The 21490-nt window shown below is 43.4% G+C and carries 23 protein-coding genes and 3 pseudogenes; 11 read left to right on the forward strand and 15 right to left on the reverse strand.

The genetic code is table 11. The annotated features are described in order from the left end of the window. The 3 genes and pseudogenes from OO184_RS22315 to pyk all read left to right on the forward strand — a co-directional run. Window positions 1-223: pseudogene (locus OO184_RS22315) on the forward strand (tail fiber protein); the annotation flags it as partial. 270 nt (window positions 224-493) lie between these two features. Next, window positions 494-1507, forward strand: a complete 1014-nt coding sequence (locus OO184_RS22320; RefSeq protein ID WP_265381063.1) for a tail fiber protein — start codon at window positions 494-496, stop codon at window positions 1505-1507. 623 nt (window positions 1508-2130) lie between these two features. After that, on the forward strand, window positions 2131-3573 hold the full coding sequence (pyk, locus tag OO184_RS22325; protein WP_265381064.1) for a pyruvate kinase: 1443 nt from the start codon (window positions 2131-2133) through the stop codon (window positions 3571-3573). Window positions 3574-3872: 299 nt separating this feature from the next. Here pyk and lpxM read toward each other — a convergent pair whose 3' ends face one another. The 3 genes from lpxM to znuA all read right to left on the reverse strand — a co-directional run bounded on the left by lpxM (window position 3873) and on the right by znuA (window position 7278). After that, window positions 3873-4841 carry a lauroyl-Kdo(2)-lipid IV(A) myristoyltransferase gene (lpxM, locus tag OO184_RS22330; RefSeq protein WP_265381065.1) on the reverse strand — a complete coding sequence of 323 codons (969 nt, stop codon included), beginning with the start codon at window positions 4839-4841 and terminating at the stop codon, window positions 3873-3875. 158 nt (window positions 4842-4999) lie between these two features. Continuing rightward, complete coding sequence (gene mepM / locus OO184_RS22335) at window positions 5000-6310, reverse strand: murein DD-endopeptidase MepM (RefSeq protein WP_265381066.1); 1311 nt, start codon at window positions 6308-6310, stop codon at window positions 5000-5002. A gap of 20 nt (window positions 6311-6330) precedes the next feature. After that, window positions 6331-7278 carry a zinc ABC transporter substrate-binding protein ZnuA gene (gene znuA / locus OO184_RS22340; protein WP_265381067.1) on the reverse strand — a complete coding sequence of 316 codons (948 nt, stop codon included), beginning with the start codon at window positions 7276-7278 and terminating at the stop codon, window positions 6331-6333. A gap of 76 nt (window positions 7279-7354) precedes the next feature. On the opposite strand from znuA, the gene znuC reads away from it, so the two are divergent. Then, window positions 7355-8113, forward strand: a complete 759-nt coding sequence (znuC, locus tag OO184_RS22345) for a zinc ABC transporter ATP-binding protein ZnuC (protein WP_265381068.1) — start codon at window positions 7355-7357, stop codon at window positions 8111-8113. Further along, window positions 8110-8895: a zinc ABC transporter permease subunit ZnuB gene (znuB, locus tag OO184_RS22350; RefSeq protein WP_265381069.1), complete on the forward strand. Its 786-nt coding sequence runs from the start codon at window positions 8110-8112 to the stop codon at window positions 8893-8895. The genes znuC and znuB overlap by 4 nt, the downstream gene beginning before the upstream one ends. Before the next feature lie 124 nt (window positions 8896-9019). Here the strand turns inward: znuB and ruvB are convergent, their stop codons facing one another. From ruvB to aspS, 6 genes are all read right to left on the reverse strand, one after another. Beyond that, entirely contained in the window at window positions 9020-10027 is a 1008-nt protein-coding gene (ruvB, locus tag OO184_RS22355) for a Holliday junction branch migration DNA helicase RuvB (protein ID WP_139656858.1), read from the reverse strand. A gap of 16 nt (window positions 10028-10043) precedes the next feature. After that, window positions 10044-10661, reverse strand: coding sequence for a Holliday junction branch migration protein RuvA (gene ruvA / locus OO184_RS22360; protein ID WP_265381070.1), 618 nt, complete (start codon window positions 10659-10661; stop codon window positions 10044-10046). A gap of 78 nt (window positions 10662-10739) precedes the next feature. Further along, complete coding sequence (gene ruvC / locus OO184_RS22365; protein WP_214069311.1) at window positions 10740-11261, reverse strand: crossover junction endodeoxyribonuclease RuvC; 522 nt, start codon at window positions 11259-11261, stop codon at window positions 10740-10742. 110 nt (window positions 11262-11371) lie between these two features. Then, window positions 11372-12115, reverse strand: coding sequence for a YebC/PmpR family DNA-binding transcriptional regulator (locus OO184_RS22370; RefSeq protein ID WP_265381071.1), 744 nt, complete (start codon window positions 12113-12115; stop codon window positions 11372-11374). A 29-nt stretch (window positions 12116-12144) separates the two neighbouring features. Then, the gene (nudB, locus tag OO184_RS22375; RefSeq protein WP_265381072.1) at window positions 12145-12582 is read right to left on the reverse strand and encodes a dihydroneopterin triphosphate diphosphatase; all 438 of its coding nucleotides are present in this window, start codon (window positions 12580-12582) and stop codon (window positions 12145-12147) included. Continuing rightward, window positions 12582-14354: an aspartate--tRNA ligase gene (gene aspS / locus OO184_RS22380; protein WP_265381073.1), complete on the reverse strand. Its 1773-nt coding sequence runs from the start codon at window positions 14352-14354 to the stop codon at window positions 12582-12584. Before aspS ends, nudB begins: the two co-directional genes overlap by 1 nt. A gap of 231 nt (window positions 14355-14585) precedes the next feature. Between aspS and OO184_RS22385 the strand changes: the two genes are divergently transcribed. After that, a complete protein-coding gene (locus OO184_RS22385) occupies window positions 14586-14981 on the forward strand; it encodes an MAPEG family protein (RefSeq protein WP_265381074.1) in 396 nt (131 codons plus the stop codon). A 129-nt stretch (window positions 14982-15110) separates the two neighbouring features. Here OO184_RS22385 and OO184_RS22390 read toward each other — a convergent pair whose 3' ends face one another. Both OO184_RS22390 and OO184_RS22395 read right to left on the reverse strand, forming a co-directional pair. Continuing rightward, complete coding sequence (locus OO184_RS22390; protein WP_265381075.1) at window positions 15111-15392, reverse strand: type II toxin-antitoxin system RelE family toxin; 282 nt, start codon at window positions 15390-15392, stop codon at window positions 15111-15113. Further along, window positions 15382-15633, reverse strand: a complete 252-nt coding sequence (locus OO184_RS22395) for a type II toxin-antitoxin system Phd/YefM family antitoxin (protein WP_118984739.1) — start codon at window positions 15631-15633, stop codon at window positions 15382-15384. The genes OO184_RS22390 and OO184_RS22395 overlap by 11 nt, the downstream gene beginning before the upstream one ends. A gap of 278 nt (window positions 15634-15911) precedes the next feature. Here OO184_RS22395 and cmoA point away from each other — a divergent pair, with 278 nt between their 5' ends. Then, a complete protein-coding gene (gene cmoA / locus OO184_RS22400) occupies window positions 15912-16670 on the forward strand; it encodes a carboxy-S-adenosyl-L-methionine synthase CmoA (RefSeq protein ID WP_265381076.1) in 759 nt (252 codons plus the stop codon). Further along, window positions 16667-17638: a tRNA 5-methoxyuridine(34)/uridine 5-oxyacetic acid(34) synthase CmoB gene (gene cmoB / locus OO184_RS22405; protein ID WP_265381077.1), complete on the forward strand. Its 972-nt coding sequence runs from the start codon at window positions 16667-16669 to the stop codon at window positions 17636-17638. The genes cmoA and cmoB overlap by 4 nt, the downstream gene beginning before the upstream one ends. 167 nt (window positions 17639-17805) lie before the next feature. Here the strand turns inward: cmoB and cutC are convergent, their stop codons facing one another. Continuing rightward, window positions 17806-18552, reverse strand: coding sequence for a copper homeostasis protein CutC (cutC, locus tag OO184_RS22410; protein WP_265381078.1), 747 nt, complete (start codon window positions 18550-18552; stop codon window positions 17806-17808). Between the two features lie 167 nt (window positions 18553-18719). Further along, window positions 18720-18818 (reverse strand): annotated as a pseudogene (locus OO184_RS22415) (VOC family protein); the annotation flags it as partial. Window positions 18819-18900: 82 nt separating this feature from the next. Between OO184_RS22415 and OO184_RS22420 the strand changes: the two are divergent. Both OO184_RS22420 and OO184_RS22425 read left to right on the forward strand, forming a co-directional pair. Continuing rightward, a complete protein-coding gene (locus tag OO184_RS22420; RefSeq protein WP_139656849.1) occupies window positions 18901-19236 on the forward strand; it encodes a toxin in 336 nt (111 codons plus the stop codon). Then, on the forward strand, window positions 19237-19551 hold the full coding sequence (locus OO184_RS22425; protein ID WP_265381079.1) for a helix-turn-helix domain-containing protein: 315 nt from the start codon (window positions 19237-19239) through the stop codon (window positions 19549-19551). A 15-nt stretch (window positions 19552-19566) separates the two neighbouring features. Here OO184_RS22425 and OO184_RS22430 read toward each other — a convergent pair whose 3' ends face one another. Next, the gene (locus OO184_RS22430) at window positions 19567-20130 is read right to left on the reverse strand and encodes a VOC family protein (protein WP_265381080.1); all 564 of its coding nucleotides are present in this window, start codon (window positions 20128-20130) and stop codon (window positions 19567-19569) included. Window positions 20131-20395: 265 nt separating this feature from the next. Then, window positions 20396-20491 (reverse strand): annotated as a pseudogene (locus tag OO184_RS22435) (type II toxin-antitoxin system RelE/ParE family toxin); the annotation flags it as partial. A 440-nt stretch (window positions 20492-20931) separates the two neighbouring features. Between OO184_RS22435 and OO184_RS22440 the strand changes: the two are divergent. Continuing rightward, entirely contained in the window at window positions 20932-21309 is a 378-nt protein-coding gene (locus OO184_RS22440) for a LecA/PA-IL family lectin (RefSeq protein ID WP_265381081.1), read from the forward strand. The last annotated feature ends 181 nt before the right edge of the window (window positions 21310-21490 follow it).

Consider the following 21490-nt stretch of genomic DNA (forward strand, 5'->3'; position numbering starts at 1 on the left):
ATTGAGTTTTCAATATGATGCGTTCAAAAGACATAATCATAGTATTTATACGACTAACAGCGATAAAGCCACTCTTGAATATACAGACCCCATGCGTGGCAGTATGACTGGTGGTCCAAACGAACGAGGTAGCTTAGGGGAAAATAAATCCATTGGGATGAATGGTGATAATGAAACACGTCCAAGAAATGTGGCATTTAATTACATTATAAGGACCGCCTAATAAGTAAATCTGTACTGGAAAAAAAATAATATGGCTATCAGCATCTTTTCAGATGTTGAATATAAATGGCTTAGATATTTATCTGATCATACAATTTCATGTTTTTATTTCTATCCATTATATAAAAACAATTAACCTCCTAAGTTATAAGGACATTTTATTATGATTTTTCCGAGCTAAACTATCATTAAAATAGATTTCCAGAAATTATTTTTACAATAATTTAATACACTAATTATAAAATAAAATTATTTAATTTTAGGAGGAAACATGAACCCAAAAAATGATTTCAAAGCTTTTTCCATTAGTAATAATGCTAATGTAGTCAGTCAAGAAGCCTATGAAGAAAGCCCAAATTTGAAGACTGGATTTCCACCAGAAAATATTACTACTCATTTACTAAACAAAGTATTACGTCAATCGTCAACCATATCCTCTGTCGTCACTAATTTTATCATGACACAATCTGGCAATGATGTTTTGGACGATGGTAATATCGCCAACCTCACAACACTATTAAATAGAGCATTAGAACAAAAAATTACAACAACAGTGCCAAGCGCCTCATTAACACAACAAGGCGTTATTCAACTCACAGATAAAACAGGTAACAGTAATACCCTTGCGGCAACGCAGAAGCTTGTTGCTGATGTAAACGATAACGCTAATAACCGGCTAGCAAAAAACCAAAACGGTGCCGATATTCTTGATAAAAATGCATTTGTGAAAAATCTTGGCTTAATCGAAACCATTATCAACACTCAATATCCTGTAGGAATTGTGATTTGGTTCGCTCAAAACAAAAACCCCAATGTACTATTTCCGGGCACTACCTGGGAATATATTGGTGAAAATAAAACAGTTCGGTTAGCTAACGCCGATGGTTCCGATCTTTTATCAACCGGCGGTAACGATTCGATAAGTCTGACGGCAGCACAAATGCCAGCACATAATCATACATTTTCTGGGATAACGAGCACATTTGATTATGGCACTAAAGCTACCAATGTCACTGGAGATCACTATCATGATAGCAGTTGGGGTGAATACACGGGTGGACGTTATGGTCATTACGACGACTCTAGAAACAATCAGGGGTCACACGCTACAGATTGGGATAATGCCAAATTCAATACCAGCACTAATGGAGCCCACGCTCATACGGTACCAATAGGAGCACACAACCATACAATTTCAGGTAATACCGGAGATGCGGGCGCCAATGCAGCGATTACAATTACCAATTCATATATTAAGTTGATGGGATGGTATCGCAAGGCATAAGGGCACTGCATCTCCCAGACCGCTGACAAACCTCACGCAACTAACTGTCTCTTAATCATAAATCTGACTTAAGAGACAGTGACAACTCGTTCTACTCAAGGAAAAATTATCATTTATATACTTTACAGCGTACCTAATCCTGAACGTTTCGTCTCTTCTAACCATCAAATATTGCCAGATTCCAGTAAACCTAATCACTACCACTTTTCATTATCAAAATCTCCAAGGCTATTAGATTATTGATAAACCGGGAACAAATCATGATAGGATAGAAATGCGGCAATAAATATCCGTTAAAAAAGGGTTAGCTGATTCGCTAGGGCATAGCGATTGTGTAAAACGTTCCCCCTGTCGTTCCTCTTATAGTTGACAACGGTTATAGTTGACAACGGTCAATAGGCACTACAGCGAAAAGTATCATGATAAGTTGATACGGGTCACAAAAAGCTCCCACGGTAGTCGCTTGCGACTTTGCAACGGGGCAAGTTACAAGAGTAATCTATAAACAGCCTTGATAGTTGGATTGCCGAAGAGTTTTTTTACTCGTTTTATAGGATAATTAATAGATTATTGATTATTTTTATATAACCAATACCAATACTCACAGGTCAACGGAGTAACACATGTCCAGACGGCTCAGAAGAACTAAGATTGTTACTACACTTGGTCCGGCTACCGACCGCGATAATAATCTTGAAAAGATTATTGCTGCGGGTGCAAACGTAGTCCGCCTTAACTTTTCCCACGGTACCGCCGAAGATCATCTCCAGCGAGCCAACAAAGTCCGCGAGATTGCAGCCCGACTCGGGTGCCATGTCGCTATTCTTGGCGATCTTCAAGGACCTAAAATCCGTGTATCAACGTTTAAAGAGGGCAAGATTTTCCTGAATGTCGGAGATAAATTTCTGCTTGATGCCAATCTTGGTAAAGGCGAAGGTGATAAGGAGAAAGTCGGTATCGACTACAAAGGATTACCCACAGATGTTGTACCGGGTGATATTTTGTTGCTGGATGATGGGCGTGTTCAACTCAAAGTATTAGAAGTTCAGGGAATGAGAGTATTCACTGAAGTCACTGTAGGCGGCCCGCTATCTAACAATAAAGGCATCAACAAACTGGGTGGTGGATTATCTGCGGAAGCGCTAACTGAGAAAGATAAAGAAGATATTATTACGGCGGCCAGAATCGGCGTTGATTACCTTGCCGTCTCTTTCCCCCGCACCGGAGAAGATCTTAATTACGCTCGCCGTCTGGCGCGAGACGCAGGCTGTGAAACGCAGATCGTGGCAAAAGTTGAACGCGCAGAAGCCGTTAGCAGTGATAAAACCATTGATGAAATCATTCTGGCTTCTGATGTCGTCATGGTTGCTCGTGGTGACCTTGGCGTAGAAATCGGCGATCCAGAGTTGGTTGGCGTTCAGAAAAAACTAATTCGCCGTGCCCGCCAACTGAATCGTGTAGTTATTACCGCGACCCAGATGATGGAGTCAATGATCACCAATCCAATGCCTACCCGCGCAGAAGTGATGGATGTGGCAAACGCCGTTCTTGATGGCACTGACGCCGTGATGCTTTCCGCTGAAACCGCAGCGGGCCAATACCCTGCCGAAACGGTCGCCGCAATGGCGCGAGTCTGTCTCGGAGCAGAAAAAATGCCAGGCCTTAACGTATCAAAACATCGGCTAGACACAACTTTTGACAGTATCGAAGAAGCCATTGCGATGTCTACCATGTACGCGGCAAACCACCTAAATGGGGTTAAAGCCATTATTGCAATGACCGAATCAGGCCGCACCACTCGTATCATGTCTCGCATCAGTTCTGGTCTTCCCATATTCTCCATGTCCCGTCATGAGAAAACGCTAAACCAAACAGCACTTTACCGGGGCGTTACACCGGTTTATTGCAGCAGTCATACTGATGGTATAACAGCAGCCAATGAAGCGGTTAACCGTCTACGTGATAAAGGTTATCTGGTTTCCGGCGACCTTGTTCTGGTTACGCAGGGTGATCAGATGGGGACAATTGGCAGTACTAACACCTGCCGTATTCTTGAAGTGGAATAAAGCGTTACAACACTTTAGCGCCAAATTTTCGACAATTTAGATAAATAAGAAGACTGGCGCGTTTCACTTACCAACAACGACCCGACGGTAAAAATAAATTCTTACCGTCTCTATTTCACTCAACTAATTGATTAATAATAATATCACAAGGGTTGAATAAAATGATTAGCATGATAAATATCTATAAATCATATAAAAACCAAATTTATCCAAACTTCACCCCCCTAATATGCCCAATATTAGGGGGACGATAAAAACTTTCAAACCGTGATAATGACTTTATATCTTTGCGACGAAAATCACAGGTCTTCTCTCCCATATGGCCCAATATCACCCGCTTTTCGAGTCTTAAGTAATTTAAGTATCCAGGTATATTGTTCCGGGTTCGGTCGTACCAATTGCTCCAATTCTTCATTCATTCGACGAGCAATAAAAGCGTCATCTTTGCCATCAATATCATTCATTGGTGGACGAATATAAATATCAAGTTGATGGGTGCGATAATTATAAACCGGAAACAACGGCACAATATCGGCACGACAAACCTTCATCAATCGCCCAATAGCCGGCAATGTCGCTTTATAAGTTGCGAAAAAATCGACAAACTCACTGTGTTCCTCACCATGATCTTGATCAGGTAGATAATATCCCCAGAAACCCTGGCGAATAGTAGCAATAAACGGTTTAATTCCAGCGTCACGAGAATGTAAACGACCGCCAAAGTGACAGCGAGCTTTATTCCACAGATAATCTGATACCGGGTTGCTCTGATGATGGAACATGCCTGACACTTTCAATCCCCTCTCAGACAGTAACATGGCAGGAATATCCACCGCCCAACCATGAGGCACCATGAAAATAACGTTCTTTCCCTGCGCTTTCAGTTGAAGAATAATCTCTTCACCATGCCACTGTGTCCGGCTTAAAGTTGATTTTGCGCCACGTAAACAAAGTTCAGCCAACATAACAAAAGGTTGAGGTGCAGTAGAAAACATCTCATCAATCAATGCTTCGCGCTGTTGCTCCGTCAGTTCCGGCATACAGTAACATAAATTTATTCTTGCTCTGCGACGTGCCCCTTTCGCAAACTTACCCGCCAACCAACCTATTTTAGCCAACAGAGGATCACGCACTTTAACCGGCAAGTAAGCCAGCCCAGCCAACACACCAACGCCTAGCCATAATCCCCAGTAGCGAGGATGCAGGTAGGATTTATGAAATGTCGGCACATAACCCACTTTACTGTCTGTATCTGTTTCTTTATACATTGAGCTAACTCTTTTAAAACCAAAAGATCATTGTTCATTTCATATGTACAAGGGGTTATATCAACGATATCAACACACCTTTTTCTGAACATAAATAAAACGACAGCGGATGATAGCAATCATCCGCTTTAAAGTCTGTTACTAATGAACAATTACACTCAATCTAACAGAAGCTGAGGCGTTATCTCTTTTACCGTTGCCAGAAATTCTGTGCGTTCTTTACCACTTAAACCACCAGAACGCGGCAATTTCGCCGTTAATGGGTTTACCGCCTGCTGATTGATCCAGAATTCATAATGCAAATGTGGGCCCGTAGAACGACCGGTGCTACCGGACAACGCAATACGATCACCCCGTTTTATCTTCTGCCCTGGTTTCACCAACAGCTTTCTCAAGTGCATATAACGCGTGGTATATTGGCGGCCATGACGAATGGCGATAAAGTTACCTGCTGCTCCGTTATATTTGGAGACAATCACCTCACCGTCACCCACCGCCAAAACAGGCGTTCCCACCGGCATAGCAAAATCCACCCCTTTGTGTGGCGCAACCCGACCGGTAACTGGATTCACGCGCCGAGGATTAAATTGGGAAGATACCCGAAATTGCTTGGTAGTTGGAAAACGCAAAAATCCGCGCTCCAGACCGGAACCTTGACGATCATAAAAACGCCCATCTTCCGCCCGGATAGCATAATAATCTTTACCACCACTATTTAGGCGAACACCAAGTAATTGACTCTGTTCACTGTGACCATCCAACATTTCACGAGACAGTAATACAGAGAAACGATCGCCTTCATGTAATTTACGCAAATCAATTTGCCATTGCAGCGCCTTGGTGACTTCACGTGCTTCACTACTGGTTAAACCGGCATTTAAGGCGCTGCTGGTAAAGTTACTATCAACAACGCCAACGACGACGCTGTTCTTCCACTCCCCTTTCTGAAACTCTTTGGTTTCTTTAAACAAATCGTCTTCACGGGTATAAATGCGCGTTTCACGGCGGGAAACACCCCAAGTCAGCGTTTGCAAGTCACCCGCTTCATTTACTGTCCATGACAATGGCTGGCCGATGTTCAGCCCCCGTAACGCTTTATGCTGACTCGCGAGTAACGCCACATCAGAAGAGTCGATGCCAAATTGGGTCAGAATATTACTGAGAGTGTCACCGTCGGAGACAATATATTCATGCGGAGTTTGAACCGTAACCTCTGAGGTCGTCTCTTCATCAGGAATGCCCTCATCCGGTAGCTGCTCACTGCTATCTGCAATAATCTCATCACTATCTACGGGAGGATTGATGGCAATGCTGCCGACTGTTGTTTCTTCTTGTTGTTCATGATGATAAGCAATAGGTTGCCACATAGTGACAACCAATGTTGCTACAGTCAGCGAACCCAACATAATTTTATGTGGTCGCGGTAACTCCTTATACACCAGAACGATAGTTTTAACTATCTGTTGCACTCATTGAATTCCTTATTACTCTAATTCAGGCAACCCATGTACTGTTCCGACAACTGAGTTATAAATTTCATATAGCTGTCTTTATCCAATACGATGCGGCTTCCTAACGGGTCCAAGGTGCCCATACGCACTCCCGTATCCTTAGCCACAGCATTAATAACGGTCGGCCTGAATTGTGGCTCAGCAAAAATACAAATTGCTTTCTGCTCAACCAATTGTGTTCGTATATGATGTAATTTTTGTGCGCCAGGTTGTATTTCAGGATTAATCGTAAAATGCCCTAATGGAGTCAGGCCATAATGTCGCTCAAAATAGCCATAAGCATCGTGAAAAACGAAATACCCCTTACCACGTACCAGCTTAAGAATATTAGCAATATTTTTGTCAGTTTGCGCAAGTTGGACATTGAATTTACGTAGGTTTACGTCCAGTGCCGTTTTTTTATGCGGATAGCGCGCCAATAATTGGTCATGAATCCCCTGTGCAACCTGTTTTGCTATTTCTGGTGATAACCAGATGTGCATATTATATTCACCATGAGAATGATGTTCATGACCTTCTTCATGTTTATGCTGATCCGGTTCGGATAAATCTTCATCATTTCTCAGCAATAATGGCTTAATCGTTGGCAATTGTGCTAAAACTAGCTGTTTATTTTGTGAAACTTTGGCTAACGGTTTAGACAAAAAGATTTCCATCTCAGGTCCAACCCATACAACTAAATCTGCCTGGTTAATTCTCTTAAGATCGGACGGTTTCAACGCATAATCATGCGGCGATGCCCCATCAGGTAACAGTACCTGCGTATTAGTTACACCATCAGTTATTGCCGCCGCAATAAAACCTAACGGACGAATTGATGTCACAACATCAGCATTAGCCGATTGTATCGTTCCTGACATGAAAACAGCAGTAATCGCGACCTTACAGAGAAACTTGTGCGCTAGTTTATATGATTTGTGTAACATAATGTAAATATCTCGTGGACAGAAACAAGAATTGTTATATTATAACATCTCAATGTTCACGCAAGATATATTTAGCATGCCAACACTCATCACTTTAAAAAATGTTGCTGTTACCTTCGACAATCGTCAGGTATTAAACAATATCTCTCTTCGTTTACAACGAAGGAATATTCTGACTTTGCTAGGTCCCAATGGTGCCGGTAAATCAACTTTAGTTCGTGTTGTTTTGGGGCTTGTCGAACCATCATCCGGCACAATTGAACATACCGCTGGATTGAGAATCGGCTATGTTCCACAGAAATTGCATCTTGACCCCACTCTGCCATTAACAGTCAAACGCTTTATGATGCTAAAACCCAGTGTAAAATCTACCGATATATTGCCAGCACTTGAGCGAGTGAATGCTGCTCATCTATTAGAGCAACCCATGCAAAAATTATCCGGCGGGGAAAACCAACGGGTTTTATTAGCCAGAGCGCTATTAAATCATCCGCAATTATTAGTCCTTGATGAACCAACACAAGGAGTCGATGTTAATGGTCAATTAGCACTTTATGATCTAATCAATCAAATTAGAACCGAATTGCATTGTGCTGTATTGATGGTATCCCATGATTTACATCTGGTTATGGCGAAAACAGACGAAGTTTTATGTCTTAATCAACATATTTGCTGCTCCGGCACACCTGAAGTTGTTTCAACTCACCCTGAATTTATCGCTATGTTTGGTCATCATGGCGCTGAACAATTAGCAATATATCACCATCAACACGATCACCACCATGATATGAAAGGGAAAATTGTCTTGGAAAATAACAGGGAATGCCGCTCATGATTGAATTATTATTCCCCGGTTGGTTGGCTGGCGTGTTATTGTCTATTGCTGCCGGGCCATTAGGTTCATTTGTTGTCTGGCGCAGAATGTCCTATTTTGGCGATACTCTGGCTCATGCTTCATTGCTGGGCGTTGCTTTCGGATTATTGCTAAATATTAGCCCTTTTTACGCGATTATCGCTGTCACTTTGATACTAGCAATTATGCTGGTTTGGCTGGAGAAACGCCCTCAACTGGCAATCGATACTTTATTGGGGATTATGGCTCACAGCGCACTATCATTAGGGCTGGTCGTTGTCAGTTTAATGTCTAATGTGCGCGTTGATTTGATGGCTTATTTGTTTGGCGATTTGTTGTCAGTCACCTATGAAGATATTTGGTTGATTGCCATCGGCGTCGCCATTGTCACCACACTTCTGTTCTGGCGATGGAACGCTCTGCTCTCTATCACCGTCAGTCAGGAAATGGCTTTTGTGGATGGCATCAAAATACAGCGGTTAAGGGTACTGTTAATGCTGGTAACAGCGTTGACAATCGGCTTGGCAATGAAGTTTGTCGGCGCACTAATTATCACCTCCCTGCTCATTATCCCGGCAGCCACTGCTCGCCGTTTCGCCCGTACACCGGAGCAAATGGCCGGTATTGCTATTGCGGTTGGTATGCTTGCCGTTACCGGCGGATTAGCATTCTCCGCCATTTACGACACACCAGCAGGGCCCTCTGTCGTGTTATGTGCTGCGGTGATGTTTATTATTAGCCTGCTCAGTAAAGCAAAAAGTTGATCCTCTGAGTGGGTATAACCCAGTTATCAGAAGAACGGGATAGGTTTCCCTTGTGATAGGTTCCCCTTGTGATAGGTTTCCCTTGTAAGAGTACCCATCCCGATTTTTCAGGTAATTAAACAGCTCATTCCTGATCTCTGACTATGCCAAAATGACGATAAGCATGTTCGGTGGCAATTCGTCCACGGGAAGTACGTTGAATAAAACCCTGTTGGATTAGAAAGGGTTCCAGCACATCCTCAATCGTTTCCCGCTCTTCACCAATGGCAGCGGCAAGGTTATCTACCCCAACCGGCCCGCCCATAAATTTATCAATGATAGCAACCAGTAATTTACGATCCAGATAATCAAAACCGGCAGCATCTACGCTCAACATATCCAACGCTCTGGCGGCAATATCGCCATCAATCGCGCCATTCCCCTTCACTTGAGCAAAATCACGCACCCGGCGTAGTAAACGGTTCGTAATCCTCGGCGTTCCACGTGAACGCATGGCGACCTGCCGGGCGCCATCGTCAGTAATCTCTACCCCCATAAAACGGGCACTGCGGGAGACGATACTTTGCAAATCGTCCACATTATAAAATTCAAGGCGCTGCACGATACCGAACCGATCACGCAGCGGAGAAGTCAAAGAACCTGCACGAGTAGTAGCCCCAATCAGAGTAAAAGGAGGCAAATCAATTTTGATCGAACGGGCTGCCGGCCCCTCGCCAATCATAATATCCAGTTGATAATCTTCCATTGCTGGATAGAGAATTTCTTCCACCACCGGCGACAAGCGGTGAATTTCATCGATAAACAACACATCATGCGGTTCAAGATTGGTCAACATTGCCGCCAGATCGCCCGCCTTTTCTAAAACCGGGCCAGAAGTTGTGCGAAGATTGACCCCCATCTCATTGGCAACAATATTCGCCAGCGTTGTTTTCCCCAATCCCGGCGGACCAAAAATCAGCAGATGGTCAAGAGCATCACCACGCTGTCTGGCTGCCTGAATAAAAATCTCCATCTGCTCACAGACTTGCGGCTGCCCAACATATTCAGATAACAATTTAGGTCTGATTGCGCGGTCAATCGCTTCATCGTCTTGCAAAACTTCCGCAGAAACCAGACGGTCAGCTTCAATCATGGCTTACCCCTGTAACTTAAAGAGCGGCGCGAAGTGCTTCGCGGATAAGTGTTTCACAATCAGCACCCGGTTTAGCGACTTTACTTACCATGCGGCTAGCCTCTTGTGGCTTGTAACCCAGAGAAACTAATGCCGCAGCGGCTTCTGCTTCGCTATCAGCGTCAGAAGTTGTCTGTTTGGCCGTTGCCGGCAAATTAATATCACTGCTCTGATTGAAGAGATCGCCATTAAGCCCTTTAAAGCGATCTTTCATTTCAACCACCAGCCGTTCAGCGGTTTTCTTACCCACACCCGGTAGTTTAATCAAAGAAGCGATCGCCTCTTGTTCAATAGCAGAAACAAATTGCTGCGCAGACATGCCCGAAAGAATAGCCAACGCCAATTTAGGCCCTACGCCATTCACTTTAATTAATTCACGGAATAGCGCCCGTTCCTGCTTATCATTAAAACCATAAAGTAATTGCGCATCTTCACGCACAACAAAGTGAGTAAACAGAACAGCTTCCTGTCCGGCATCAGGCAATTCATAAAAACAGGTCATTGGCATATGGATTTCATAACCAACGCCATTCGTTTCCAGTAAAACCAAGGGTGGTTGTTTTTCCAACACAATTCCTCTGAGACGCCCTATCACTCGTTTACCCCCTAAAAATAAAACTGATTGTTCTGCTTATGGTTATAACATAAAAAAAGCTGGATGCATATCCAGCCGTTATCTTAAACGTCCACGCGCCAAGATTAATCTGGGATCGCCAACCCGCAAAAGATTCTGATTAAAGTGACAATGGGTTATCGCAATAGCCAATGCATCTGCCGCATCCGATTGCGGGTTAGCAGACAATTTCAGCACCGAGCGTACCATGTGCTGAACCTGACTTTTTTCAGCCGCCCCGGTTCCGACAACCGTTTGTTTCACCTGCCGAGCAGCATATTCAAAAACCGGTACCGATTGATTGACGGCGGCAAGAATCGCCACTCCCCGCGCTTGCCCTAATTTCAGCGCTGAATCGGCGTTTTTTGCCATAAAGACCTGCTCGATGGCAAAAGCATCTGGTTGAAATTGCATAATAATTTCAAGGATACCCGCATATATACGCTGTAACCGGCTAGGCAGATCATCAACTTTCGTTCGGATACAACCACTACCAAGGTAGCTCAAATGACGCCCCTGCTGACGGATCACACCATAGCCAGTGACGCGGGAACCTGGGTCGATACCTAAGATAATCGCCATATTCTGTTTATTCGCCTTTGATTATCACCTTTAATAAAGGAGACAAAAACGTTAGAGAAAGTGAGCTGCGCCACAGCCCACTTTCTCTACGCTGTACAACCCAATTGAAATTACAGCAAAGCAGCAACTTCATCAGAGATTTCACCGTTATGGTAAACCTCTTGTACATCGTCTGAATCTTCCAACATATCAATCAAGCGCAATAATTTAGGTGCGGTTTCCGCATCCAATTCCGCTTTAGTGGAAGGGATCATCGAAACTTCTGCTGATTCAGCCACAAAACCCGCTGCATCTAATGCATCTTTCACGTCACCAAAGGTTTCTGGTGTAGTGTAAACATCAATCGCGCCATCATCATAGATTTCTACATCATCAGCACCGGCTTCCAACGCCGCTTCCATAACCACATCTTCATCCAGTCCTGGCGCGTAAGAAATCACCCCTTTCTTGGTGAATAAATAAGCAACCGAGCCATCAGTGCCCAGATTACCACCGGTTTTAGTGAAAGCATGACGAACGTCAGAAACAGTACGATTACGGTTGTCGCTCAGGCACTCAACCATCACCGCCGTTCCCCCCGGACCATAACCTTCATAAATGATGGTTTCCATGTTATCCGCGTCATCGTTGCCGACACCACGGGCGATAGCGCGGTTCAACGTATCGCGGGTCATGTTGTTGGACAGTGCCTTATCAATCGCGGCACGCAGACGTGGGTTAGATGCCGGATCTCCACCACCCAGACGGGCTGCCGTTACCAGCTCCCGGATAATTTTGGTGAAAATCTTACCGCGTTTCGCATCCTGCGCAGCTTTGCGGTGCTTGGTGTTGGCCCATTTACTATGACCTGCCATAAGGTTCTCCGATAAAACGTCTAATAAACTTATTCAATAACAAATTCTTCAATCGCCTGCCGATTGCTCCACGACTTAGTGAGCTTGACTGCTTTATTCGCATCCAGCCACTGGTAAGCCTGATGTTCAGTCAACAGGCATTCTCGCTCTTCAGGCAATGCCAGACAGAACCAGTACTCTTTATTACGGGTGACTCCTGGAGCATAGCGATGGCGCAAGTGGGTAAAAATCTCAAAATAGAGAGAACGTCGGCAATCTATCAATTCAAGATTTTCACCTATGATATCAATACCAACTTCTTCTTGCACTTCGCGCAATGCTGTCTCACGCGGCGTTTCGTCTCCATCAAGGCTGCCAGTCACCGACTGCCAAAAGCCAGGATCGTCCCGCCGCTGTAACATCAGCACCCGTCGGCTGGAAAACGCATAAATAACCACCAGCACAGACTCAGGGCGCTTATAAACCATTATTCACTCTCTTTTCTAGCAACAACAGAGATTGATAACTCTTCAAGTGCCGACGAATTGGCATAACTTGGCGCTTCCGTCATTAAACAAGCGGCCGCGGTGGTTTTAGGGAATGCGATAACATCACGGATGTTATCCGTCCCTGTCAACAACATCACCAGACGGTCAAGACCAAATGCCAAACCTGCATGGGGCGGCGTACCAAATTTCAATGCATCCAGCAAGAAGCCAAATTTCTCCTGCTGCTCCTGCTCATCAATACCCAGAATACGGAACACCGCCTGTTGCATTTCATTACGGTGAATACGCACCGAGCCGCCACCCACTTCGTAGCCGTTAATCACCATATCGTAAGCATTGGCAATGGCCGAAACTGGATCTTGTTCCAATTCCTCCGCTGACATATTACACGGTGAAGTAAATGGATGGTGCATGGCGGTCAGACCACCTTCCCCATCATCTTCGAACATTGGGAAGTCGATAACCCACAGTGGCCGCCAGCTATCTAATTTTGTCAGGTTCAGATCGCGCCCTAATTTCAGACGCAACGCTCCCAAGGCATCAGTGACCACTTTTACACTGCCAGCACCGAAGAACAAAATATCGCCATCCTGTGCATCAGTACGAGAAAGCAGGCTTTCAATCACTTCTGCATTCAGAAATTTGGCTATCGGACTTTGAACCCCTTCCAGACCGGCAGCACGTGCATTGACTTTTATCCACGCCAGCCCTTTTGCGCCATAAATCCCAACAAATTTGCCATATTCATCAATCTGCTTACGGCTAAGTTCAGCACCACCGGGTACCCGAATTACGGCTACGCGGCCTTTACTGTCATTCGCCGGTTCAGCAAAAACACTAAATTCCACATCTTTAACCAGATCAGCAACATCCACCAACTCCAATGGGTTACGCAGATCAGGCTTATCGGAGCCGAAACGACGCATCACTTCAGCAAACGTCATCACCGGGAAATGCCCCAGATCAACACCTTCAATTTCAAGCCACAATTCGCGGATCATCATTTCCATCATTTCCCTTACCTGCTCGGCAGTCATAAAGGAAGTTTCCACGTCGATCTGGGTGAATTCCGGCTGGCGATCTGCACGTAAGTCTTCATCACGGAAACATTTAACAATTTGATAATAACGGTCAAAACCGGACATCATCAGCAATTGTTTAAATAACTGCGGGGATTGAGGCAAGGCATAAAATTTGCCTTTATGAACACGACTTGGCACCAAATAATCACGGGCGCCTTCGGGGGTTGCCTTAGTCAACATTGGCGTTTCAATATCTAGGAAACCCTGATTATCCATGAAACGACGAACAAAACTGGTAATTTTAGCGCGTGTTTTTAGGCGATTTGCCATTTCAGGCCGGCGCAGATCAATATAGCGATATTTCAGACGCTGCTCTTCACTGTTCGTCTGGTTGCTATCCAAAGGCAGAGGTTCGGAACGGTTGATGATATTTAAACTTTCCGCAAAAACCTCTATTTCACCGGTAGCCATATCTTTGTTGATTTGGCTGTCAGGACGGGCGCGTACAGTACCGGTGATTTGAATACAGAATTCATTACGCAGTTCAGCAGCCAGAGAAAATGCGGCTTGCTGATCCGGGTCAAAAAATACCTGAACTATCCCTTCACGATCACGCATATCAATAAAAATCAAGCCACCCAGATCACGGCGGCGGTTTACCCAACCACAAAGAGTCACCTTCTGGCCTTCATGGGTCAGATTCAACTGCCCACAATAATCAGTACGCATACAATATCCTTTTACTCGGCTGTTGTGCTGTTGCTGCGGAAAAAAGGTCGTCATTATAATAGAAATTCTACTCAGAGATAAGGGCAGGCAATATCCCGATGCTATACCATTGCTTGATGTCTGATAATCAGGCAATTTGTTTTCAATTCCCATCTATTTATAGCGACAGTTTTATTTTTGCGGTTTATCATAACTTAATTGGCCAATTTCGGTTAGGCAATGGAGTTAAAAATGGTTAGCTCGCTTTATGTTGTGTTGGGCGCACTATTATTGATTAAGCTGTCTTTTGATGTGGTTAAGTTAAGGACGCAATATCGTGTCTCATATGGAGATGGTGGTTTTTACGAACTACAAACAGCGATCCGCATCCACGGTAATGCTGTGGAATATATTCCCATCTCTATGTTATTGCTGGTCATGATGGAGATGAACGGCTCAAATGTCTGGATGATACATGTCTGTGGTTTGATTCTGCTCACCGGCAGAATCTTGCATTATTATGGCCTGCACCACCGTGAGCTCCGCCGGCGGCGTTCAGGCATGGTAGCGACTTATCTTTCAATCGTATTAATGGTGATGACGAATATTTACTACCTGCCTTGGGAACAGATATTTTCTCTCTACTAACGAAACAAATAGCACTGGCACTAAAATAATAGGCAGCAAACCTGGCTGCCTATTATTCTAACCATAGCTGTTTCCCATGTAAGGAAGACTTTCCAACGTTGATATGCAAAGCGAACAAGTGTTGTTTTTTTACCTCTCATTGGCGAGAGTATAAACCGCATCTCCGGCCCGTTTACCAATAGCAATTACCAGCAAGATAATCTTATTGTCATTCACTTCATAAAATAAGCGGTAGCCAGAAGACCTCAATTTAATTTTGTATCGGTTCGCTCGCCCACTTAATCTTGCTGACGGCACATGAGGGTTTTCTAAGCGTTCAGCCAATTTTTTCTTTAGCTGCTCCTTAATTGGATAACCTAACCTCTTCCACTCTTTTAAGGCCCGCTTTTCAAATTGCAGACTATAGATCATCTAGGTTCACACTAACAAATTCAGCATTTTCTAAACGTTCATCTGCAATTTTGTTTAGTGCGGCATCCTCTGCTAACTCCTGATAGTAGGAGAATAATTCAGGAGGCACACAATAAAACGCAGGTTCATTCCGATTCAGGATTGCAACCGCCTCACCTTCCCCCTGCAAATATGTCCCCATTGGATTACGTTTCAAATCGGTAATACTTGCCGCTAAGTTTGTTAAGATTTGATATGCCATACGCCACCTCACTCTTTTACGTAAGCAAACAATAGGTCATTTAAAAGTGCTTTTCAATGCATCTTTACTTGTTTATATAAAACCCAAAGCTCCCCTAACGCTGATTGACTCATGAAATCAAGAATTGATCGCGCCATGATATGATTTGTGTGCAACACCCAAATTCCTCAAATACTTCCATTATTCACTACTTTTAAACACAAAGAAAATTGGTTCAAGGTCAAGCTTTACATCTGTTAGAATGCCACCTTCTATTTTTTCTGATAATTAATGCTGTTATGTCAAATCAAGATCCTCACCATCAAAGGGATAGCCTGTTTGCCACGCCCATTGCCAATCTGGGAGACTGGCATTTCGATGAACGGGTAGCCGAAGTTTTCCCTGATATGATCCAACGCTCCGTGCCAGGTTATTCAAATATTGTTTCTATGATTGGTATGCTGGCCGGTCGTTTCGTGACATCAAACAGTCAAATTTATGACCTGGGTTGTTCTCTAGGCGCATCAACTCTGGCAATACGCCGCAATATTGCCGCTGAAAACTGCAAAATTATCGCCGTTGATAATTCCCCGGCAATGGTAGAACGCTGTCGTCGCCATATTAACGCTTTCCGGGCACAGACACCGGTTGAAGTCATTGAAGCCGATATTCTTGATATCGATATTCAACACGCTTCGATGGTCATACTGAATTTCACTTTACAATTCCTCAACCCGCAAGATAGACAAGGTTTACTAAACCGGATTTATCAAGGATTGCGTCCCGGCGGCGTTTTAGTTTTATCAGAGAAATTCAGCTTTGAAGATCAACAAATTGGTGAGTTGCTGTTTAATATGCACCACGATTTTAAGCGTGCTAATGGATATAGCGAACTGGAAATCAGCCAGAAACGCAGCATGCTTGAAAATGTGATGTTGACCGATTCTGTGGAAGCACATAAATCTCGTCTCCATCAATCCGGTTTTAACCATGTTGAAGTCTGGTTTCAATGTTTCAACTTTGGTTCGCTACTCGCGATAAAAGGAGCCGACAAATGATCGATTTCGGTAATTTTTATCAACTTATTGCAAACAATAACCTCCAGCATTGGCTTAATTGCCTTCCTGCTCAACTGCATGAATGGCAAAAAGCGGCCCTGCACGGCAGTTTTAAATCATGGGTAAAAACCCTAGAAAACCTGCCCATAATTTCACCAACCCAATTAGATCTGAAAAATGGCGTGATCGCAGAACGTAATCCCCCCCTATCCGCAGGTGAAAAAGTCTGTATTACCAATATATTGCAGGTATTCATGCCGTGGCGTAAAGGCCCATTCTCTCTTTATGGTGTCAATATTGATACTGAATGGCGTTCAGACTGGAAATGGGATCGAGTATTACCTCATATTTCCCCACTAGCCGGCCGGACAATTCTTGATGTTGGTTGCGGCAGCGGCTATCACTTGTGGCGGATGGTAGGTGAAGGGGCTGAACTTGCCGTTGGTATCGATCCAACTCAACTCTTCCTCTGCCAATTTGAAGCTGTCAGAAAGTTACTTGGTAATGATCAACGCGCCCATCTTTTACCTCTGGGCATTGAACAATTACCGGCTCTGGCCGCTTTCGATACGGTCTTTTCGATGGGAGTCCTCTATCACCGCCGCTCTCCTCTTGACCATCTTTGGCAATTGAAAAACCAACTGGTGTCCGATGGTGAGCTGGTCTTGGAAAGTCTGGTTGTTGAAGGAGATGAACATACCTGTTTAATCCCCGGTGAACGTTATGCTCAAATGCGCAACGTCTACTTCATTCCTTCGGCAAAAATGTTGAAAATCTGGCTAGAGAAGTGCGGTTTTGTCGATGTGAAAATTGCCGATCAAGCGGTAACAACCACAGAAGAACAACGTCGTACAACCTGGATGAAAACTGAATCGTTATCTGATTTTCTTGATCCTACTGATAGCAGTAAGACCATTGAGGGTTATCCCGCCCCTCTGCGGGCGGTACTTATCGCCCGTAAGCCCTGATTTTGCAAACTGGCCCAACTCTGGGCCAGTTCATAATATACCCTATGGATTTCAAGATGCATCGCGACGGCAAGGGAGCGAATCCCCGGGAGCATAAATAACTATGTGACCGGGGTGAGTGAGTACAGCCAACAAAGAGGCAACTTGAAAGATAACGGGTATAGATTTTATTCAAACAAAGTCAGACTCAGCATCCCTTTCATTACCTCTACCACACCACCATCAACACAATAATGTGAAAACTCATCCACTTCATTGTCCGCGCTCATCGTCACTCCCGCTTTACGGTAGGTCATGGTAGAAGGCATAATCCGGCTTGCCGAACTGTGAACTTCCGTTAACCCGATATCGATAAATTTATGAATATTACTCATACGAACACCCGCACCGGCCATAATAATTGGCCCCTGACTGGCTTGATGCAGTTCTTTCAATAAGGGCAGTCCCAATTCAGCATTCTGTTGCTGGCCGGAAGTCAAAATTCGTTTAACACCCAGTTGAGTGAGTTGATCCAGAGCCACATAAGGATTGAAACACATATCAAATGCACGGTGAAAAGTGACGGCCATATCGCCAGACAGCGCCATCAATTGTTGCATACGGGGCAAATCAATATGCCCTTCTTCATCTAACACACCAAAAACGACGCCCACAAATCCCATATCACGGATCTGAGCAACATCATTTTTCATCACCTCAAAATCTGAGTGACCGTAGCAAAAATCACCACCTCTTGGACGTACAATGGGATGTACAGGAATAGTTAATTGCTCAATAGCCTGCTTCAATGTACCAAAACTCGGTGTTAATCCCCCTTCCGCCGGACTGGCGCATAACTCTATTCGGTCAGCACCCGCTTGTTGTGCGATTAATGCGCAACCTACGCTAAAACAACAAATTTCTAACTTTGTCATCAGAAGTTCCTTGGACACCCAGTCATTAACGAGCAATCAATGAATCTAAGCGATTCAGTAATTCAACTCACTAACTATGACACCTAATTATTGCCGATGATTTGTAGGAAATCACAAGGTCAGAACTTTTATCTGGATCACAAAGACGAAAAAGTCAATTTTGCTGACTAGTGCTCATTTTTAACAATTTCACGCAATGTAAATGGGTGAAACTTGACGATGATCTCACTATCTGTGATAGCTAAGGTGGGATTAGGCAACCGCTTTTTTCCCTTTTAAGCTGACTCAGTTTAACTATCCCCAACTTGGGTGTATATTATACTCAAGTTGGGGATAGATGGATAAGTGATGGAAGCTGTTTTTATTGAACTACCACCTTTTGAACGTTATCGTCATAACTACCTGAGCGATGAGGAGTTTCGAACCTTCCAAAATATGTTGCTGGAAAATCCAGCAGCGGGTGACGTAATCCAACATACTGGTGGGTTACGTAAAGTGCGTTTTACCGATTCCCGAAGGAAAAAGGGAAAACGGGGCGGTATTCGGGTGATTTACTATTGGTGGGTATCTAAATCGCAATTCATGCTTTTCACTATCTACGATAAAGATGAAATGTCAGACTTAACTAAAGAACAATGCGAATCCTTGCGTAAGATGTTAGAAATGAGAAAAAAAGGAGCATAAATGAACCGTGATCTATTTGCAGAACTCAATGAAGGAATGAAAGCTTGGGAAGAAGCTAATGAAGGCAAACTCACATTGAAAACTCATAAGAGGAGGTTAAAAAATGATATCTCCATCAATCCGGATGAATTGAAATCCATCCGGAGTAAACTGAATATTTCTCAGGCTGTTTTTGCCCAGTACCTGCATACTGGTGAGACGACATACCAGAACTGGGAGCAGGGACGAGCTAAACCGAATAAACAAGCTGTGTTACTGATTAAAATGGTGGATCGCCACCCGCAGGCACTAGAATTTCTTGCCAGCCTCACATAACGATATCACTTTAATTCATGTAACCAAGCATTCACTTTTAACAATTTCACGCAATGTAAATGGGTGAAACTTGACGGTGATCTCACTATCTGTGATAGCTAAGGTGGGATTAGGCAACCGCTCCTGTTCCCCTTTCGGTTGACTCTCTTTGACAGAAAAACCTGCCGGCAAAGGTTGCGGTAATAATGCTTTTGCTGCTGTTGATAAGATCTCAGGCGCTACGGGCAGCACCAGTTCCACATGTTCCCATCCCTGATGCAAGTAAGTTTTCTTGCCAGGATAAGGCAATTCAACACAATCAATTTGCCAATTAAGCACCGCGATTGGGTGTTCTAAATCAAACAAGCAGATTGGACGTCCATTAATGAGACTTTCTGACATCAAATTACCACATTGCGAAAAACCTTTACGCCAGCGCTCCGCTACAGATATATCGTGGCAACGTAGGGAGATATGATCAGCTTGATATTGCTCAACATTCAAATTAAGCCGCTGTTTGAATCGCGCCAATTTTTGCTCAAATATTGCCAGATCAGCCACTAAATCCTGTAATTCAACAATAGAAGAAAAATGTGTCATATTATCCCAGTTAAGATGCTATAGATTGGTCACTTCCCTTGGCCCCAAACAGCCTAAGAGTTTTAATGGCTTGCCGCCGTTTCAAACCTCGAATGATACTCTCGATTTGTAATAATTGAAATTTAATGGCGCCAACACAACCACTCTTTCAATAACCTCCATGAATTCACGAGATGGCGCACGTTCACCGTTCGTTCACCGTTAATGAGCTCATTCATTTGCGTCATGCTTTCAGTCAATCTAGCAAACAATTTACTATCCATTTTTACCACCTCTCATTTAAATCTCTCAGGATTTTCTTCTCTGATTCACTCAGATCGTCCTGTATACCTTTTTTATAAATCAACAACAATCTGATGTGTGAAACGTCCACTTTGTAGTAATAAGTAACTACTCCATGCAAGAAATATTATCTATCAATAATTTATTATAACCATTTTACACAATTTCCGCGTGGAATGAGAATTAATGGCAATTCTGGTTTCCTAACATAATTAGATTAGAAGATTAAAAATAGAATCATTCTCTTTTATTCTAATGATTCATTAGAATCATTTAAAGCCAAAAATAACCATAAATTTATCATTCCAACATGAAATTAACATTCTATAAAAAAACAAAAGTAAAAAAGCAATTGTTATATTAAATAAACCATCGATATAAAATTATTATTTTCATTAAATCAGGCCACGGCATATGATATTTATAGTTGTTTCTACTGTCAGGAAAATATAAATTTTCTTTCAGTTAAACATCTTTAAAAAAACTATTTTTATAAAACATAATTTCAGAGGTAATAGTATGTCTGATTGGTCAGGAAGTGTTCCAGCTACTGCTGTAAATGGTCAGCCCACAGGGCTTATTCTCAAACAAGGAGATACAATCTCTGTTGTTGGACATGGATGGGTGAAATATGGTTTTGGTGATACAGAATGGGCATCACCTGATGGCCCTGTACCTAATAATCCACAACCTCCATCAATAGCCACGCTGGTCGCTAAGATCGCCAACAAGAAGTTTAAAGTTGGCAATGGAGTACTTCATAAAACAGTTCCTGTAGATGGCGAATTAATACTTTTATTCAATGACACAACGGGTAATTATGGTAATAACTCACGTGAATTTCAAGTAGAAGTCATAATAGAATCTCGGTATTCCCCTCTGGAGGAAATAAGATAAAAACCGCGTGAATATATATTACCAATAAAGTAACAAACAGTCTCACAAATATAAATGCCAAGTGAAAAATCACATTATTTCACTTGGCAGATGACAACCCACAATTCCCTATCCTTATTTAACCTAACTCTACCCTATTTTTCGGATGGGAGTCCGTGGGGTACATTCATAATGTACATTG

Origin of the sequence: Photorhabdus aballayi (assembly GCF_026153155.1) — a bacterium.
GTDB lineage: Bacteria > Pseudomonadota > Gammaproteobacteria > Enterobacterales > Enterobacteriaceae > Photorhabdus > Photorhabdus luminescens.